Source organism: Luteococcus sp. (genome assembly GCF_043424415.1).
In the GTDB taxonomy this organism is placed as follows: Bacteria; Actinomycetota; Actinomycetes; order Propionibacteriales; family Propionibacteriaceae; genus Luteococcus.
In genome coordinates, this window is the sequence record NZ_JBHWOO010000228.1 from 1 (window position 1) to 16,441 (window position 16,441).

General features: G+C 67.8%; 15 protein-coding genes. 7 read left to right on the forward strand and 8 right to left on the reverse strand.

Annotation, left to right across the window (positions count from 1 at the left end; all coding sequences use genetic code 11):
* The first annotated feature begins 164 nt into the window (after positions 1-164).
* A complete protein-coding gene (locus ACHFFZ_RS13060) occupies positions 165-1,871 on the forward strand; it encodes an ABC transporter family substrate-binding protein (RefSeq protein WP_394277041.1) in 1,707 nt (568 codons plus the stop codon).
* A 72-nt stretch (positions 1,872-1,943) separates the two neighbouring features.
* On the opposite strand, the gene ACHFFZ_RS13065 is transcribed toward ACHFFZ_RS13060, so the two are convergent.
* The 6 genes from ACHFFZ_RS13065 to ACHFFZ_RS13090 form a co-directional block, all read right to left on the reverse strand.
* Positions 1,944-2,558, reverse strand: a complete 615-nt coding sequence (locus tag ACHFFZ_RS13065; protein ID WP_394277042.1) for a hypothetical protein — start codon at positions 2,556-2,558, stop codon at positions 1,944-1,946.
* Between the two features lie 41 nt (positions 2,559-2,599).
* Positions 2,600-3,625, reverse strand: a complete 1,026-nt coding sequence (locus ACHFFZ_RS13070; protein WP_394277043.1) for an ABC transporter ATP-binding protein — start codon at positions 3,623-3,625, stop codon at positions 2,600-2,602.
* Positions 3,618-4,655: an ABC transporter ATP-binding protein gene (locus ACHFFZ_RS13075; RefSeq protein ID WP_394277044.1), complete on the reverse strand. Its 1,038-nt coding sequence runs from the start codon at positions 4,653-4,655 to the stop codon at positions 3,618-3,620. The genes ACHFFZ_RS13070 and ACHFFZ_RS13075 overlap by 8 nt, the downstream gene beginning before the upstream one ends.
* A 3-nt stretch (positions 4,656-4,658) precedes the next feature.
* On the reverse strand, positions 4,659-5,639 hold the full coding sequence (locus tag ACHFFZ_RS13080; protein WP_394277045.1) for an ABC transporter permease: 981 nt from the start codon (positions 5,637-5,639) through the stop codon (positions 4,659-4,661).
* Positions 5,632-6,561, reverse strand: a complete 930-nt coding sequence (locus tag ACHFFZ_RS13085; RefSeq protein ID WP_394277046.1) for an ABC transporter permease — start codon at positions 6,559-6,561, stop codon at positions 5,632-5,634. The genes ACHFFZ_RS13080 and ACHFFZ_RS13085 overlap by 8 nt, the downstream gene beginning before the upstream one ends.
* Before the next feature lie 81 nt (positions 6,562-6,642).
* Positions 6,643-8,283 carry an ABC transporter substrate-binding protein gene (locus tag ACHFFZ_RS13090; protein ID WP_394277047.1) on the reverse strand — a complete coding sequence of 547 codons (1,641 nt, stop codon included), beginning with the start codon at positions 8,281-8,283 and terminating at the stop codon, positions 6,643-6,645.
* 345 nt (positions 8,284-8,628) lie between these two features.
* Between ACHFFZ_RS13090 and secY the strand changes: the two genes are divergently transcribed.
* The 6 genes from secY to ACHFFZ_RS13120 all read left to right on the forward strand — a co-directional run bounded on the left by secY (position 8,629) and on the right by ACHFFZ_RS13120 (position 15,735).
* A complete protein-coding gene (secY, locus tag ACHFFZ_RS13095; RefSeq protein ID WP_394277048.1) occupies positions 8,629-9,951 on the forward strand; it encodes a preprotein translocase subunit SecY in 1,323 nt (440 codons plus the stop codon).
* The gene (locus ACHFFZ_RS13100; RefSeq protein WP_394277049.1) at positions 9,948-10,523 is read left to right on the forward strand and encodes an adenylate kinase; all 576 of its coding nucleotides are present in this window, start codon (positions 9,948-9,950) and stop codon (positions 10,521-10,523) included. Before secY ends, ACHFFZ_RS13100 begins: the two co-directional genes overlap by 4 nt.
* Positions 10,523-11,362: a type I methionyl aminopeptidase gene (map, locus tag ACHFFZ_RS13105; RefSeq protein WP_394277050.1), complete on the forward strand. Its 840-nt coding sequence runs from the start codon at positions 10,523-10,525 to the stop codon at positions 11,360-11,362. Before ACHFFZ_RS13100 ends, map begins: the two co-directional genes overlap by 1 nt.
* A gap of 100 nt (positions 11,363-11,462) precedes the next feature.
* Positions 11,463-13,169, forward strand: coding sequence for a formate--tetrahydrofolate ligase (locus ACHFFZ_RS13110; protein ID WP_394277051.1), 1,707 nt, complete (start codon positions 11,463-11,465; stop codon positions 13,167-13,169).
* A 76-nt stretch (positions 13,170-13,245) separates the two neighbouring features.
* Positions 13,246-15,348, forward strand: a complete 2,103-nt coding sequence (locus tag ACHFFZ_RS13115) for a prolyl oligopeptidase family serine peptidase (RefSeq protein WP_394277052.1) — start codon at positions 13,246-13,248, stop codon at positions 15,346-15,348.
* 9 nt (positions 15,349-15,357) lie between these two features.
* Positions 15,358-15,735 carry a DUF1707 domain-containing protein gene (locus ACHFFZ_RS13120; RefSeq protein ID WP_394277053.1) on the forward strand — a complete coding sequence of 126 codons (378 nt, stop codon included), beginning with the start codon at positions 15,358-15,360 and terminating at the stop codon, positions 15,733-15,735.
* Positions 15,736-15,768: 33 nt separating this feature from the next.
* Here ACHFFZ_RS13120 and ACHFFZ_RS13125 read toward each other — a convergent pair whose 3' ends face one another.
* Both ACHFFZ_RS13125 and ACHFFZ_RS13130 read right to left on the reverse strand, forming a co-directional pair.
* A complete protein-coding gene (locus ACHFFZ_RS13125) occupies positions 15,769-16,059 on the reverse strand; it encodes a YciI family protein (RefSeq protein ID WP_394277054.1) in 291 nt (96 codons plus the stop codon).
* A 24-nt stretch (positions 16,060-16,083) separates the two neighbouring features.
* The gene (locus ACHFFZ_RS13130; protein WP_394277055.1) at positions 16,084-16,437 is read right to left on the reverse strand and encodes a hypothetical protein; all 354 of its coding nucleotides are present in this window, start codon (positions 16,435-16,437) and stop codon (positions 16,084-16,086) included.
* Positions 16,438-16,441 lie beyond the last annotated feature (4 nt).

Here is a 16,441-nt window from a genome sequence, read left to right on the forward strand (position 1 = left end):
CGGCCCCTCGTCGTCCTTGCACAGACCTCCCGCCCGTCACGGTGAGATAACGATGTGGTATCGGCGGTGAGACAGCCATTCCTGACCACTGGAAATTGGCATAGCTTTCGAGCAACCGGATGTCCCCACCGTGGTTGGACATCGATGAACCCTCGGAGGTCACTGTGCGCAAGTCCGCATCGGCGGTTGCCGTCCTCGCCGTGGGAGCCCTCGCCCTCTCGGCCTGCGGCGCCCCCAAGTCCAGCTCCGGCACTGAGTCCGGCAACGGCTCCGGCCCCACGCTGTCGGATCTGAACATCAAGCCGCGTTCCGAGCTCAAGGAGGGTGGCTCGGTCCGCTTCTCCGTGAGCCAGCTGCCCACCAACTGGAACTACCACGTGGTGACCGGCACCTCCGTGGACCAGGACCGCATCATGCAGTTCACGATGCCGCGCAACTGGATCTACGCCGAGGATGCGTCCTTCAAGGAGAACCCGGACTACATCGAGAGCTACGAGGTCACCGAGCCCAAGGACGGCAAGGGCCAGGTGGTCACTCTGCACCTGAACCCGAAGGCCAAGTGGAACTCCGGCCGTACCATCGACTGGACCGACTACGAGGCGACCTGGAAGGCCTGCAACGGCACCAACAAGGCCTTCGACGTCAGCTCCACCGACGGCTTCAACGAGATCGTCAGCGTCACCCAGGGCGAGAAGCCCACCGACGTGGTGGTCACCTTCAAGGCGGCCTACCCGGACTGGTCGAGCGCGCTCAGCGATGTCTGGCCCAAGGAGGGCATGAGCGACCCCGAGGTCTTCAACAAGGGCTGGAGCACCTTCAAGTCCGAGTGGCACACCGGCCCCTTCGCCTTCGACAAGATCGACACCTCGCAGAAGGTGCTGCACCTCAAGCGCAATGACAAGTGGTGGGGCGACAAGGCCCTGCTCGACAAGGTGAGCTTCCGCCAGCTGGAAACCCCGGCCGATGTCAATGCCTTCGCCAACAACGAGATCGACGTCGTCGACGCCATGATCAACTCCACGGCCGTCAACACCGCCAAGAAGCGTTCTGATGCCGAGATCCGCTCCGCCGGCTCCCGTCAGTGGCGCCACTTCACCTTCAACTCCAAGGCCGGTGCCCTGGCCGACCTGAACGTGCGCCAGGCCATTGCCAAGGCCGTCAACCGTGAGGCCATCGCCAAGTCCGACCTGGTCGGCCTGCCGATCAACCCCACTGAGCTGATGCTCGGCAACCACTTCTACCTGCCGGGCCAGGAGGGTTACAAGGACAACTCCGCGGACTTCGCCTACGACCCCGAGGCCGCCAAGAAGCAGCTCGAGGAGGCGGGCTGGAAGCTCCCCGAGGGCAAGACGATCCGCGAGAAGGACGGCAAGCCGCTCAGCATCAAGTACACGATGCTCACCGGTGTCCCCACCAGCGAGAACGAGGGCAAGCTGCTGCAGAAGGACCTCGCGGCGGTCGGCATCGAGGTCAAGATGGTCAACACCGCGCCCGATGACTACCAGAAGGTGCTGCAGGCACGCTCCTTCGACGTGATCGCCTTCACCTGGCAGGGCACCAACTACCCGGTGGCCAATGTCCGCCAGATCTACGGCGCGAAGGTGGAGGGCTCGAAGGAGCCCTCGGGCTCGAACTACGCCCAGCTGATCAATCCCGAGATCGAGAAGCTGATCCCGCAGATCGCCCGTGAGACCGACAAGACCAAGCGTGCGGAACTGGGCAACCAGGCCGACAAGCTGATCTGGGACGAGGTGCACACGCTGCCGATCTACCGCCGGATCGACTACACCGCGACCCCGAAGAACCTCGCCAACTACGGCTCGGCCACCTTCCAGACGGTCGACGCCGAGGACATCGGCTACACCAAGTGAGCTGACAGGCTCCACGCGCACGAGGCCCCGCCTGGCATCAGGCGGGGCCTCGTGCGGTCTGCGGCGCGGCGGTCACAGGGTCGTGACGGCGCACAGGACGGCCAGCGCGACCAGCACACCGAGGCGTCCCCAGTGCAGGGTGCGCTGCACGCTGGCTCCCGCATCATCCTGGCGCGGGGAGCGCAGCGGCAGCTCCTGGCGGATCAGCTCTGCAGCGGCACCAGCCCCGAGGCTCAGGTGCACGGCGGGGCTGTCGGGCGAGCGGGATCCGAGTTCGGGGGCGTTCTCGAGGGAGAGGCCGCCCATCACGGTCGTGTGTCCGTCGAAGGACGTGGAGACCATGGAGTGGCCGGCCTTGGAGGGCACCGCCCAGGCGCGCACCTCACGCCCCGCGGCCTCCACCACCAGTCCCCATTCGGCACGGGCGCCGGTGACCTGGGGCCACGGCAGGGTGGTGCGGGTCAGTGGGTTGTCCACGACCAGCCGGTCGGCGAACAGCCGGACGCTGGACAGTCCCCACAACAGCCAGCAGGCCATTGACACGACCCCCAACCAGGCACCCGAGCGCAGCAGCTGCCCGGCGCCGCCAGTGATGCCCTCCACCACGAGCAGGGCGACGGCGAGCACGGAGACGGCGATGGCACCCCAGCGGGACCGGCTGGGGCGCAGGACGATGGCGGGGCGCATGGGGACATTCTTCCCCATGCGCCCCACCCGTGGTTCGAGCGTCAGTCGGCTGCCAGCACCTGCCGCACCTCGGCGTGGTGGCAGGCGCTGGCGTGGGTGTCCACACCGTCCGGACGCGCCTCCAGCAACGGCTCCTGCTGGGAGCAGAGCTCGGTCGCCTTCCAGCAGCGGGTGTGGAAACGGCAGCCCGACGGCGGGTTGGCGGGGCTGGGCACGTCGCCACTGAGCACGATCTGGTCGCGCTTGCCGCGCATCTGCGGGTTGGGCACCGGCACCGCAGACAGCAGGGCCTGCGTGTAGGGATGGGTGGGGCGTTCGTAGATCTGTTCCTCGTCGCCCACCTCGACCATCCGGCCGAGATACATGACGCCCACCCGGTCGGAGATGTGGCGCACCACGGCCAGGTCGTGCGCGATGAAGACATAGGCCAGGCCCAGCTCATTCTGGAGCCGTTCGAGCAGGTTGACCACCTGGGCCTGCACCGAGACGTCCAGCGCGCTGACCGGCTCGTCACAGACCAGCACCTTCGGATTGAGGGCGATGCCGCGGGCAATCCCGATTCGCTGCCGCTGCCCGCCCGAGAACTGGTGCGGGTAGCGGTTGATGTGCTCCGGGTTGAGCCCCACCAGCTCCAGCAGCTCCTGGACGCGGGCCCGCCGCTTGGCCTTGGGCAGCACGTCGGGGTGGATGGCAAAGGGCTCGGCCACGATGTCACCGACGGTCATGCGGGGGTTCAACGACGTGTACGGGTCCTGGAAGACGATCTGCACGTCGCGTCGCAGCCGCCGCATGGCAGCACCCGACTTGTCGTGCACGCTCTCACCCTGGAAGTGCAGGGTGCCCTCGGTGGGCTCCTCCAGGCGCATCAGCAGCCGCCCCAGGGTCGACTTGCCGCAGCCGGACTCGCCGACGATGCCAAGCGTCTCGCCCGGGTACAGGTCCAGGTCCACGCCGTCGACCGCCTTGACGTGGCCCACGGTGCGTCGGATCACCCCGCCCTTGATCGGGTAGTGCTTCTTGAGGCCCCTGGCGCTGAGGATCGGGGTGCCGGGGATCGTCTCAGCCATGGAAGACCTCCAGTACGTGGTGGCAGGCGCTGGTGCGCCCAGGGGTGGCGGCCGGATCGGGCACCGGCAGCAGGGCCGGGGGAGCCCCGGTCCGGCAGACCTCCGTGGCCCGGGGGCAGCGGGGATGGAAGGCGCACCCGTCGGGCATCGCCAGCAGGTTGGGCGGCAGCCCGCCGATGGCCTGCAGGGTCTGGCCCTTCTGGTCGAGGCGGGGGATCGAGTCGATCAGGCCCCGGGTGTAGGGGTGCGCCGGCCGGGAGTAGATGTCGTGCACGTCGGCCTGCTCCACCATGCGACCCGCGTACATCACGTTGATCCGGTCCGCGACGTCGGCGACCACCCCGAGGTCGTGCGTGATCAGGATCAGGCCCATGCCGCTGTCGCGCTGCAGGTCCTTGAGCAGGTCCATGATCTGGGCCTGGACGGTGACGTCCAGCGCCGTGGTGGGCTCGTCGGCGATCAGCACCTTCGGGTCGAGCGCGATGGCCATCGCAATCATGATGCGCTGGCGCATGCCGCCCGAGAACTGGTGCGGGTAGGCGTCGACGCGCTCCCGGGCGGCGGGGATGTGCACCCGGTCCATCAACTCGATGGCGCGCTTCTTCGCCTCACCGCGACCGAGGCCGCGGTGGATGCGGAACATCTCGGCGATCTGCCAGCCCACCGGGAAGACCGGATTCAGCGCGCTGAGGGCGTCCTGGAAGATCATCGCGATCTCGGCCCCGCGCACCTTCTGCCGCTTCTTCTGCGGCAGGGTGAGCAGGTCGGTGCCCCGGTAGAGCACCTGGCCGGACGGGATCCGCGCCGGCGGGGAGTCGAGGATTCCCATGATCGCCTGGGCCGTCACTGACTTGCCCGAGCCGGACTCGCCGAGGATCGCGAGGGTCTCGCCCTCGTCGAGGTGGAAGTCGACGCCATTGATGGCATGGGCGATGCCGCCGCGGGTGTGGAAGTCCACGTGGAGGTCACGCACCTCCAGCAGGTGCGAGCCGGCATCGGAGAGGGGAGCCTGGCTGGTTCTCGTGCTCATGGGTCACCGCAGCTTCGGGTCGAGGGCGTCCCGGATGACCTCGCCGAGCATGATGAAGGCCAGGACGGTCAGGGACAGGAAGAGTGAGGGGAAGGCCAGCATCCACGGGGCGGAGGCGATGTAGCCCAGGCCGGAGGCCTCGCTGATGGCGATGCCCCAGCTGATCACCGGCGGGCGCAGGCCGATGCCGAGGAAGCTCAGCGTGGCCTCCACCGCGATGTAGCTGCCCAGGTTGATGGTGGCCACCACCAGGACCGGTGCCAGGGCATTGGGCAGGATGTGCTGGGTGATGATCCGCCACGGGCTGGCGCCCAGGGCGCGGGCCGCCTGCACGTACTCGTTGGGCTTGACCTGCAGCACCGAGGAACGCATCAGTCGCGCGATGCTCGGCCAGCCGAGCACCACCAGCGCGGCCACCACCTTGGCGACGACCACGAGGTAGGGCGTGCTGCTGGTGCTGGGGTAGGAGTAGAGGATCACGATGCCGCCCAGCAGCAGCGGGATGGCGAAGAAGACCTCGCCGAGGCGTGAGAGCAGCGTGTCGACCCATCCGCCGGCGTAGCCGGCGATGATGCCGATCACCGAGCCGAGCAGGGTGGTGCCGAGCGTGGTGAGCAGGCCCACCAGGATCGAGGACCGGGCCCCGTGGATGGTACGCGCGTAGACGTCGCAACCCTGCAGGTCGGTGCCGAAGACGTGCCCGGCGCCGGGTGCCTGGCGTGAGATGGCCAGGTCGCAGGCATAGGGATCGGTGCGGGTGAACAGCCCCGGCACCAGGGCCATCGCCACCAGCACCGCGATCAGCAGGACCGAGAACCAGAACAGGGGGCGGTGGCGCATCTCGTACCAGGCATCGCGCCACAGCGAGTTGCCGCGGTCTGTAGTGGCCTGGGCGCCGGTCTGGTCGGCGGCCGGGAGCCCGTCAGCGGCCATGGCGCCGGCGGCACCCTCGACCGTGAAGGGATTGGTGGTGGGTTCAGTCATGGGAGATCCTTGGGTCCAGGACGCCGTAGAGGATGTCCACGATCAGGTTCATCAGCAGGTAGACCAGCACGAGGCAGGTGACGGCGCCGACGACCGAGATGCCGTCGCGTTGGTTGATGGAGCGGAAGATGAAGCCGCCGATCCCGTTGATGTTGAAGATGCGCTCGGTGACGATGGCCCCGCCCATCAGGGCGCCGAAGTCGTAGCCCATGAAGGTGATCACGGGGACCAGCGAGTTGCGCAGCGCGTGCACGCTGATCGTGCGGCTGGGCGTCAGCCCCTTGGCCTTGGCGGTGCGCACGTAGTCGGCGCGCAGGTTCTCCACCAGGTTGGTACGGGTCAGGCGGGCCACATAGGCCACCGACAGTGAGCCGAGGACCAGTCCGGGCAGGATCAGCTCCTTGAGGGTCCCGGTGCTGGCAGTGACCGGGATGACGTCGTTGGCGCCGCTCTTGAGCACGGCGAACTGGGCCATGCTGCCGATGACGAAGACCGGGACCGAGATGACCACCAGGGTGGAGACGGTGACGAGGCTGTCGATGAAGCGGCCCCGGCGGATGCCGGCCAGCACACCGGCAGCGATACCCACGACGGCCTCGAAGACGAGGGCCACCAGGGCGAGCTTCAGCGTCGTCGGGTAGCGCAGGGCCAGTTCAGAGGCGACGGTGTTGTTGTAGAAGTTGGTGCTGAGGTCGCCCTGCAGCAGCTTGCCCAGGTAGAGCACGTACTGGACCAGGACCGGCTTGTCGAGGTTGTACTCGGCCTTGAAGGCGGCGATGTAGGCGGGGGTGCAGTCGCGCTCCCCGCAGCGCCCCACCCAGGGGTCACCGGGCAGGGTGAAGACGAGCAGGTAGAGCAGGAAGGTGGCGCCGATGATGACCGGCACCATCTGCACCAGCCGTCGCAGGACGTACTTGAACATGGTTCTCCTTGGACCACGGCCCGGTGGCGCCCCCGTGCAGGGGGGCCACCGGTCGAGGAGTGGGTCAGGTGGTCTGGAGGATCACTTGAGTGTGATGGCGCTCAGGTCGAGCGTCCCGAAGGGGGTCACCTTCACGTTCGTGACCTTCGAGGACCAGGCCGCCGGGGTGGACTGGCTCCACAGCGGGATGGCCGGCAGGCCGTCATTGAGCATGGCCTCGGCCTGCTGGTACTGCTGGTTGGCCTCGGCAGGGGTCTTGGCGGCGGCGGCCTTGACCAGGAGGGCGTCGAAGGCGGGGTTGTCGTACTTGCCGTCGTTCGAGGCAGCTCCCTTGGTGTAGATGGGGGTCAGGAAGTTCTCGATCGACGGGTAGTCCATCTGCCAGCCGGAGCGGAAGGCGCCCTTGAGCTCCTGGGCCTTGATCTGGGTGCGCAGGGTCTTGAAGTCGGGCGTGGTGTTCACCTGGCAGTTCATGCCGAGGTTGGTCTTGAGCTGGTTGCAGACGGCATCGGCCCACAGCTTGTGGCCGCCGTCGCCGTTCACCGAGATCTGGAAGACGCCCTTGTAGCCGCCGGCGGCGTCGTAGGTCTTCTTGGCGGCCGCCGCGTCGAAGGTGCAGGCATCGGTGCAGGCGCCGGCCTTGTAGCCGTCCACCACGGGGGCGACCCAGCTGTTGGCGGGGGTGCGGGTGCCGTTGAAGACCTTCTCGGTGATGGTCTTGCGATCAATGGCCTGTCCGATGGCCTTGCGGATCTCGGGATTCTTCAGCTGCTCGTCGACGGGGCTGAAGGTCAGCGTCTGGTTGACACCGGACTCGGCGACGACGGTGCGGTCGGCGCCGAGCTGGGCCTTCCACTGGTCCCCGACGAGCTGGTCGGAGGGGATGATGTCGGTGAAGTCGAGCTGGTCGGCCTGCACCTCGGTGAAGGCGGCGGCGGCATCGTTGTAGATGCAGTAGGTGACCTTGTCGACGTGCGCCGGGAACTTGCCGGTGTACTTGGCGTTCTTCTCCATCACGATCTCGGTGGCCGTATTGGAGGTGACGGTGAAGGGGCCGGCGCCGATGGGCATCTTGCCGAAGGTGTCCGACTTGGGGTCGGCGAAGAAGGACTCGGGCTGCGGCACGAAGGCGGAGTAGCCCAGGCGCACCGGCAGGTTGGAGACGGGCTCGCCGGTGGTGATGGTGAAGGTCTGGTCGTCGACGACCTTCAGGCCGCTCATCTGCTTGGCCTTGGGCTGGGTCTTGCACTCCTCGTCGGGGCACTGGAGGTCTGCGTAGCCGGCGATGGGCTCGAAGAAGTAGCCGTTCTGCTGGCCATTGGGGCCATAGGCGGCGTAGTTCCACGCGTCCACGAAGCTCTTGGAGGTGACCGGGCTGCCGTCGCTGAAGGTGCGGCCCCTGGCGAGCTTGACGGTGAAGACCTTGTTGTCCTTGGTGTCGATGGACTGGGCGAGGTCCATCTCGGGCGCGGCGGTGTCGCTGTTGTAGCGCACGAGCTTGGCGGTGACGGCGTCGATGACGTTGCCGCCACAGACCTCGGTGGTGTTCGACCCGATCAGCGGGTTCTCGGGGGTGCAACCGCGGATGATGATGTTGCCGCCGCTCTTGGCAGCGGTGTCTCCTGATCCGCTGCCACCGCCGGAGTCGGAGCCGCCGCCGCAGGCGGTGGCCGTCACGGCCAGTGTGGCCATGGCCACGGCGAGGGTACGTGAACGTCGCATGGGGGTTCTCATTGTTCTCGTGGGTGGCGCACAGTGCGCCACGGCTCCGCAGGCGCGGGCGTCCTTGCCGGGTGCCTGCGGAGTGAGAGAACCGGAAACCACGTGTCTCGCCGGTGGACCACGTGTTCATTCCGTGGTCCCGTGACTTGTGATCTGGTGCTGACTGGGATATGGGCGGTTGGTGCCAAGTCCTGGTCGATGGGCCATTCACCGTGGGACGGATGGACGGATTCGTGGCCGGCGCTTGATAGGCTGGCGCAGCTGCACTTCTGTTGTCTGCAGTGTGCCTCACGATGCCGACGCGTCCCCGCGTGGGAGCAGAACGAACGAAGAGAGTCAGTCTCAATGCTTTCAGCCTTTGCCAACGCGTTCAGGTCGCCGGATCTTCGCAGGAAGATCCTGTTCACGCTGTTCATCCTGGCCGTCTACCGGGCCGGGACCACCGTGCCGACGCCGAACGTGAACCTGGTGCGCATCGACCAGTGCCGTCGGCTGGCGGAGGACGGCGACCAGGCAGGCCTCTACTCGATCATCAACCTGTTCTCCGGTGGTGCGCTGCTGCAGCTGTCCATCTTCGCGCTGGGCATCATGCCGTACATCACCAGCTCGATCATCCTGCAACTGCTCACCGTGGTGATCCCCAAGCTCGAGGCACTGAAGAAGGAGGGTGCCTCGGGCCAGCAGCAGATCACCCAGTACACCCGTCGCCTCACCCTGGTGCTGGCGGTGCTGAACTCCACCGCCTTCATCACCATGGCGCGCAATGGCCAGCTCTTCCAGGGCTGTGACGGGATCATGTACGACGAGGGCATCTTCCCGATCGTCGTCATGATCCTGACGATGACCGCCGGCACCTCGATCATCATGTGGATGGGCGAGCTGATCACCGAGCGTGGCATCGGCAATGGCATGTCGATCATGATCTTCACCTCGATCGCCGCCCAGTTCCCCACCTCGCTGTGGTCGATCAAGCAGGCCCGCACTGGCGCCAATGCCTGGCTGATCTTCGGCCTGGTGCTGGCCATCGGCCTGCTGGTGATGGCCGGCATCATCTTCGTCGAGCAGGCCCAGCGACGCATCCCCGTGCAGTACGCCAAGCGCATGGTGGGGCGTCGCCTGTTCGGCGGGACCACCACCTACATCCCCCTCAAGGTGAACCAGGCGGGCGTGATCCCGGTGATCTTCGCCTCCTCGATGCTCTACCTGCCCGTGCTCTTCGCGACCTTCCAGCCCGAGAGCAAGGCCGGAAAGTGGATCAATGCCAACTTCACCGGTGCTGGTGGCGCCGGGGGAGCGCAGCCGATCTACAACGCAGTCTTCTTCCTGCTCATCATCGCCTTCACCTACTTCTACGTCGCGATCACCTTCAACCCCGTGGAGATCAGCGACAACATGAAGAAGTACGGCGGCTTCATCCCGGGTATTCGCGCGGGCAAGCCGACCGAGGACTACCTCGCCTATGTTCTGTCCCGTCTGACGGCGCCCGGTTCTCTCTACCTGGCCCTGATCTCGCTCATCCCCACGGTTGCCTTCATCGCGCTCGGAGCCCAGCAGAACTTCCCCTTCGGCGGTACCTCAATCCTGATCATCGTCGGTGTGGCCCTCGACACCGTCAAGCAGATCGAAAGCCAGCTCCAGCAACGCAACTACGAAGGATTCCTGAAGTGAGACTTCTCATCATGGGCGCCCCGGGCGCCGGCAAGGGCACCCAGGCCAAGCTGATCGCCAACCACTTCCGCATCCCGGCGGTCTCGACCGGTGCGATCTTCCGCGCCAACATCGCAGCCAAGACGCCGCTCGGCCTGCGCGTGCAGCAGCTGATCAGCGAAGGCAAGTTCGTGCCGGACGTCATCACCACCGCCGTGGTGGCCAAGCGCCTGCTGGAGAACGACGCCACCGACGGCTGGCTGCTCGACGGTTACCCCCGCACCACCGACCAGGTGGAGGCGCTGGACATCATCCTCGAGGACGCGCACCGGCACATTGACTGCGTGCTCTCACTCGAGGTCGATCCCGAGCTGCTGGTGGACCGCCTGGTCAAGCGTGCCGAGATCGAGGGCCGCGAGGACGACAATGCCGAGACCATCAGGCACCGGATGGAGGTCTACCGGACCGAGACCGAGCCGCTGATGGAGATCTACCGCGAGCGGGGATTGCTGGTGAGTGTCGACGGCCAGGGCACCGTCGACGAGGTGGCCGAGCGCATTTTCGCCGCCATCAACGAGTTCACCCAGCGTTGATGTTCTCCCGCGGCATCGAGATCAAGACCCCGGAGCAGCTGTGCCGGATGCGCACCGCCGGTCTGGTGGTGGCCCGCACCCACGAGGAGCTGGCACGCCACGCAGTGCCCGGCACCACGACCGGCGAGCTGGACCAGATCGCCCGCGAGATCCTGGCCCAGCACGGTGCCACGTCGAACTTCCTCAACTACGGCGCCGAGTGGGGCTACCCGCCCTACCCGGGCGTGGCCTGCATCTCGGTGAACGAAGTGGTGGTGCATGGCATTCCCGGCGAGCGCGTGTTGGCAGATGGTGACATCGTCAGCGTCGACTTCGGCGCGATCGTCGACGGTTGGCACGGCGACGCCGCCCGCACCTTCCTGGTGGGGCAGGTGGGCGATCGTGCCCGCCAGCTCAGCGAGGACACCCGCGAGTCCATGTGGGCCGGTATCGGTGCGGCACGCCTGGGCGGGCGCGTCGGTGACATCTCGAATGCGGTGCAACGCAGTCTGGAGTCCACGGGCCGCGGCTACGGCATTGTGCGCGAGTACACCGGTCACGGGATCGGGACCGCGATGCACCAGCCGCCGGACGTGCCGAACTTCGGCAAGGCCGGCAAGGGGCCGAAGCTGGTTGAGGGCATGGCCCTGGCCATCGAGCCGATGGTCACCTTGGGCAACGAGGACACCGCCACCCTGGACGACGAGTGGACGGTGGTGACGGTCGACGGCTCGTGGGCCTCGCACTGGGAGAACACGATCACCGTCACCAAGGACGGTCTGTGGGTTCTCACCGAGCTGGACGGCGGTGAGGTGGAGCTGACCGCGCGTGGCCTGCCCTTCGGACCGCTGGCAGACTGAGGCTGCCCGGACGGTTCGGCAGGTGGACTCGTGGAGGGGTGGGGTGCCAGGAGGCACCCCACTCCTTCCGTATTCGGGCCGGGCCCGGTTGAATGCGGGCATGAACCCCACCGCCCTGCCCAGCGACCTCGAGATCGCCCGCGCCGCCCACCTGGAACCCATCGAGAAGGTGGCACGCTCCGCCGGGATCGACGCCGAGCACCTCGTACCCCACGGCCGCCACGTGGCGAAGGTCTCGCTGAAGGCCAGCGATGACCTGGCCAGCCGGCCCGACGGGAAGTACGTCGTGGTGACCGCGCTGACGCCCACGCCGCTGGGGGAGGGCAAGACCACCACTGCCGTGGGGCTCGCACAGGGCCTGGGACAGTTGGGCAAGCGGTCGATGCTGGCGCTGCGCCAGCCGTCGATGGGCCCCACCTTCGGGGTGAAGGGCGGTGCCGCGGGCGCCGGATACTCCCAGGTGGTGCCGATGGAGACGCTGAACCTGCACCTGACGGGTGACTTCCACGCCATCACGGCGGCACACGACCTGCTGGCCGCCATGGTGGACAACCACCTGCACCACGGCAACGAGCTGGGCATCGACCCGCACTCGATCAGCTGGCGACGGGTGGTGGACGTCAACGACCGGGCGCTGCGCAATGTGGTGCTGGGCCTGGGCGCCCGGCTCGACGGGGTGCCGCGCCAGAGCGGCTTCGACATCACCGCCGCCAGCGAGGTGGGGGTGTGCCTGTCGCTGGCCACCTCGCTGCACGACCTGCGCGAGCGGCTGGGACGCATCGTGGTCGGGTACACGCGCGAGGGTGCGCCGGTGACGGCCGAAGACCTGAAGGCCGCCGGGGCCATGACCGTCATCATGCGCGAGGCGATCATGCCCAACCTGATGCAGACCACCGAGAACACCCCGGTGCTGGTCCATGCAGGCCCCTTCGGCAACATCGCCACCGGCAACTCGTCGGTGATCGCCGACCAGGTCGGCATCAAGGCCTCCGACTACCTGCTCACCGAGGCCGGTTTCGGTGCCGACATGGGAGCCGAGCGCTTCTTCAACGTCAAGTGCCGCGTTTCCGGGCTGCGACCCGATGCCGCGGTGCTGGTGACGACGGTGCGGGCGCTCAAGACGCACTCCGGCCGGTTCACGGTGGTCGCGGGACAGCCGCTACCGCCACAGATGCTGCAGGACTCTCCCGAGGACGTGTTCGCCGGCGCGGACAACCTGCGCAAGCACATCGAGATCGTGCGTGGCTTCGGCGTGGCCCCAGTGGTGGCGATCAACGTCTTCCCCAGCGACCATCCCGACGAGATCGAGGCGGTCCGCGAGATCGCCGAGGCCGCCGGGGCGAGGGTCGCGGCCTCCACCCACGTCGCCGACGGCGGGGCGGGGGCGCAGGAGCTGGCTCGGGTGGTGGCGGCGGCCTGCGAGGACAAGACGGACTTCCGCTTCAGCTACGACGAGCAGGACTCGCTGGTGGACAAGGTCACGAAGGTGGCCACGGGTGTCTACGGTGCCGATGGCATCGAGCTCAGTGCCCAGGCCCGACGGGAGCTGGCGCACTTCACCGAGCTCGGCTTCGGTCACCTGCCCGTCGTGATCGCCAAGACCCACCTGTCCATCTCCCACGATCCGGCGCTGCGCGGCGCCCCGACGGGATGGATGCTGCCGGTGCGCGAGGTGCGGCTGGCCGCCGGCGCGGGCTATGTCTACGCGATCTGTGGTGAGATGCGCACCATGCCAGGCCTGGGCAAGCACCCGGCCGCGGAGTGGATCGACATCGACGAGAACGGCGACATCGTCGGGCTCTTTTGAGGAGGCTGCCCGGGGCTTGGCCCGCCACCACTCCAAGGGGGTGGCCGGTGCCGCGTCGAGCTGCTTGGGTGGAAGCATGACCCCCACACCCCAGACCCGTGCCGACGACCTGACCGAGACCCTGCACGGCCACCAGGTGGCCGACCCCTACCGGTGGCTGGAGGGCCCTGACCAGAAGGCCGTCGACGACTGGGTTGCCGAGCAGCGAGGCCACGCCGACAAGGTGCTGGGCCGCCTGCCCATGCGTGAGTGGTTCACCGAGGTGATGCGCCGCATCGTCGAGCGGCCCCGGATCGGAACCCCCTGGAGGCAGGGTGGGCTCTACCTCCAGGAGCGGCGACTGGTCGGACAGAAGCAGTCGGTGGTCCACGTCGCCGACAGCCTCGAGGAGCTGCTGACCGGGGGACGGGTGCTGGCAGATCCCAACCAGTGGGACGAGTCGGGAACCACTTCGGTCTCCTTCGTGTGCGTCAATCCGCAGGGCAGCCTGGTGGCGCTGGGCCGCAGCGAGGCCGGCTCTGACTGGACCCATGTCAGCATCGTCGACGGTGACGGGGCGGTGGTGGAGGCCGATGCCGTCACCACCCGTTTCGCCGATGTCGTGTGGCTCCCCGACGGCCAGTCCTTCGTGCACCAGGCCTATCCGGGTGCCGCGAGAACCGACGGCACCAGCACCGCGCAGGCGACCGCCGCGCACCTGCGGGTGCACCGCGTCGGCACCTCCGTTGACGAGGACCTGGACTTCTTCGACTTCGAGCAGGACCCCCGTCAGCTGTGCTGGTTGGAGCTCAGCGACGACGACCAGTGGCTGGTGGCCCACGTCTCACGGGGGACCGAGCGCACCAACCAGCTGTGGCTCTTCCACGTCCACGGCGAGACCGACCCCGACGGCACCACCCGCAGCACGGTGGGGCAGCGGGTCCGGGTGGTCGAGCACGACGAGCAGGTGTGGCACTACCTCGGATCGGCCCACGGCGAGATCTACCTGCTCACCGACGACGACGCGCCCAACTCGCGCATCGTCGCCCTCGACGAGCAGGACTGGGAGCTGCGCGAAGTGGTGGGTGAACGGCAGTGGCCGTTGCGCCACGCGGTGCTCGCCCATGACGCCCTGGTCTGCTTGCACCTGGAGGATGCCCAGCCGGTGGTGCGCCGGCACGACCTGTACGGGGCGCAGAAGCAGGTGGTGGAGCTGCAGGCAGGGGCGGTCACCGCGCTGAATGCCACTGCCGACAGCGAAGAGGTCTTCCTGGGTGCCAGCACCATCGACGACCCGCAGGCCTCCTGGTGCCTGGACTGCGGCACCGGCGAGCTGCGCGAGCTGGAGGTGGCAGGCATCGACCAGGAGGCCTTCACCGTCGGTCACGGCGTCGAACGCCACCAGGCGACCAGCGCGGACGGCACCGAGGTGCCCTTCTTCCTGGTGCGTCCGCAGGGGGCGCCTGCCGGCCCGCTGCCGATGATCGTCTACGGCTACGGCGGTTTCGACGTCGAGGTGCTGGCCGACCACCGGCCGATCTGGCCAGCCTGGCTGGCAGCCGGGGGCGGCATCGCGATCGCGAACCTGCGCGGTGGCGGCGAGTTCGGGCGCGAGTGGTACGAGGGTGGCATCAGGGAGAACAAGCAGAAGGTCTTCGACGACATGATCGCGGTGGCCGAGACCCTCATCGCCGAGGGGCACACCACGGCGCAGCAGCTGGCCGTGTACGGCAAGAGCAACGGGGGACTACTGGTGGGTGCGGTGATGACCCAGCGTCCGGAGCTCTTCGCCGCCGCCCTGCTGCACGTCGGGGTGCTGGATGCCGTGCGCTTCCACCGCTTCACCATCGGCCATGCCTGGACCAGCGACTACGGCGACCCCGAGGTCGAGGCGGACCTCGGACGGATCCTTGAATGGTCGCCGCTGCACAATGTCCGTTCCGGGGTGACCTACCCGGCCACCCTGGTGATGACCAGCGACCACGACGACCGCGTGGTTCCGGCGCACTCCTACAAGTTCGCGGCGGCCGTGCAGGCGGCGCAGGCGGGTCCGGCGCCCGTGGTCTGCCGGATCGACGAGGCGACCGGGCATGGCCTGGCCAATCGCAGCCCGGAGGCGCTGGTGGCCGAGTCCGCCGACATGCTGGCCTTCGCCGCGCAGGCCACCGGCCTGGACAACCCGCCGCGCTCCCGCGGCTAGGCTGGAGTGGTGAGCAACCTGCCGATCTCGTCCAAGTACCGCAGCACGCCCGAGGCGGCCGTCGACGAGGTGGAGCGCGAAGATGTCGCGGCCCGCCTCAATGACGCCTTCACCCGCGGTGACGTCTCCAGTGACGACTACCGGGCGCTGCTGGACGAGGTTTATGCTGCCGGCACCCTCGGGGAGCTGGCCCCGGTGGTCGAGAAGCTGCCCGCAATGCAGACCCACCGCCAGCCGGACCTCGTGCGGCAGGACTCGCACGCGGCACCGGGCCAGCTGCGGCCGGCCGGGATGGACCGTCGCATGATGCGGATGGTGACGCTGGCGATGGCCTCCTCGGGCCTGCTGGTGCTGGTGCTGCTGGTACTGGCCTTTGTCTTCGACTGACCACCCGCCCGGCCCCAGCACCCGTCGCGTGGGTCAGGAGCCGGCGAGGATGCCGATGACGGGATTCCACTGGGTCACGTCGGCACGGGCCACCTGGCCCAGCTTCTGGAAGGGGTCGTCGGCCAGCAGTCGACGGACCTCGTCCTCGTCGGTGGCCTTGAAGACCAGCAGCGCTGTGGCGGGGCTGGTGCCCAGCAGCGGGCCGGATGCGACGAGCGAGCCGGCTTCGGCGAGCTGCCCCAGGTAGGCGCGATGCTCGGGGCGATGCTCGTCCTGCAGCGCCTTGTCGTCGGTGTAGGTGTAGATGACTGCGAAGTGGGCCATGGTGATTCCTCTCGGTGCTGGACGTCAGCTGCGCAGCGCGGCGGTGGCGGCTGCACGCTGTTCTGGGGTGACCTCGGGCAGGGTGAAGTCCTGGTCGCGCAGGTGCTGCAGGAAGTCGGGTTCGGGCGCGATGTCGTGGTTCCTCGCGTAGTAGTCCACGGCTGCGGGCCAGATCCATGTGCCGTCGGTGATCATGGCGACCTCGACCGCGAAGGGCTTGCCGCTGAGCACGTCGTCCTCCTTGGTGCGGGCGAAGGCGATGGCGGGAGCCTTGGTGAGGTAGTGGACGACGCGGTCGTTGATCTCGGCCCAGTCGGCAGGTGCTGGCCACGGTTGCGGAGGGTTGACGCTCGTGCGACGGAACTGGGTGCTGGTCATGACT

Excerpts from the sequence above, each read along its gene's own strand:
- ACHFFZ_RS13075 (WP_394277044.1), bottom strand. The coding sequence starts at position 4,655 with ATGAGCACGAGAACCAGCCAGGCTCCCCTCTCCGATGCCGGCTCGCAC.
- ACHFFZ_RS13130 (WP_394277055.1), bottom strand. The coding sequence starts at position 16,437 with ATGACCAGCACCCAGTTCCGTCGCACGAGCGTCAACCCTCCGCAACCG.
- map (WP_394277050.1), top strand. The coding sequence starts at position 10,523 with ATGTTCTCCCGCGGCATCGAGATCAAGACCCCGGAGCAGCTGTGCCGG.
- ACHFFZ_RS13110 (WP_394277051.1), top strand. The coding sequence starts at position 11,463 with ATGAACCCCACCGCCCTGCCCAGCGACCTCGAGATCGCCCGCGCCGCC.
- ACHFFZ_RS13080 (WP_394277045.1), bottom strand. The coding sequence starts at position 5,639 with ATGACTGAACCCACCACCAATCCCTTCACGGTCGAGGGTGCCGCCGGC.
- ACHFFZ_RS13090 (WP_394277047.1), bottom strand. The coding sequence starts at position 8,283 with ATGCGACGTTCACGTACCCTCGCCGTGGCCATGGCCACACTGGCCGTG.
- ACHFFZ_RS13115 (WP_394277052.1), top strand. The coding sequence starts at position 13,246 with ATGACCCCCACACCCCAGACCCGTGCCGACGACCTGACCGAGACCCTG.
- ACHFFZ_RS13125 (WP_394277054.1), bottom strand. The coding sequence starts at position 16,059 with ATGGCCCACTTCGCAGTCATCTACACCTACACCGACGACAAGGCGCTG.
- ACHFFZ_RS13070 (WP_394277043.1), bottom strand. The coding sequence starts at position 3,625 with ATGGCTGAGACGATCCCCGGCACCCCGATCCTCAGCGCCAGGGGCCTC.
- ACHFFZ_RS13065 (WP_394277042.1), bottom strand. The coding sequence starts at position 2,558 with ATGCGCCCCGCCATCGTCCTGCGCCCCAGCCGGTCCCGCTGGGGTGCC.
- ACHFFZ_RS13085 (WP_394277046.1), bottom strand. The coding sequence starts at position 6,561 with ATGTTCAAGTACGTCCTGCGACGGCTGGTGCAGATGGTGCCGGTCATC.
- secY (WP_394277048.1), top strand. The coding sequence starts at position 8,629 with ATGCTTTCAGCCTTTGCCAACGCGTTCAGGTCGCCGGATCTTCGCAGG.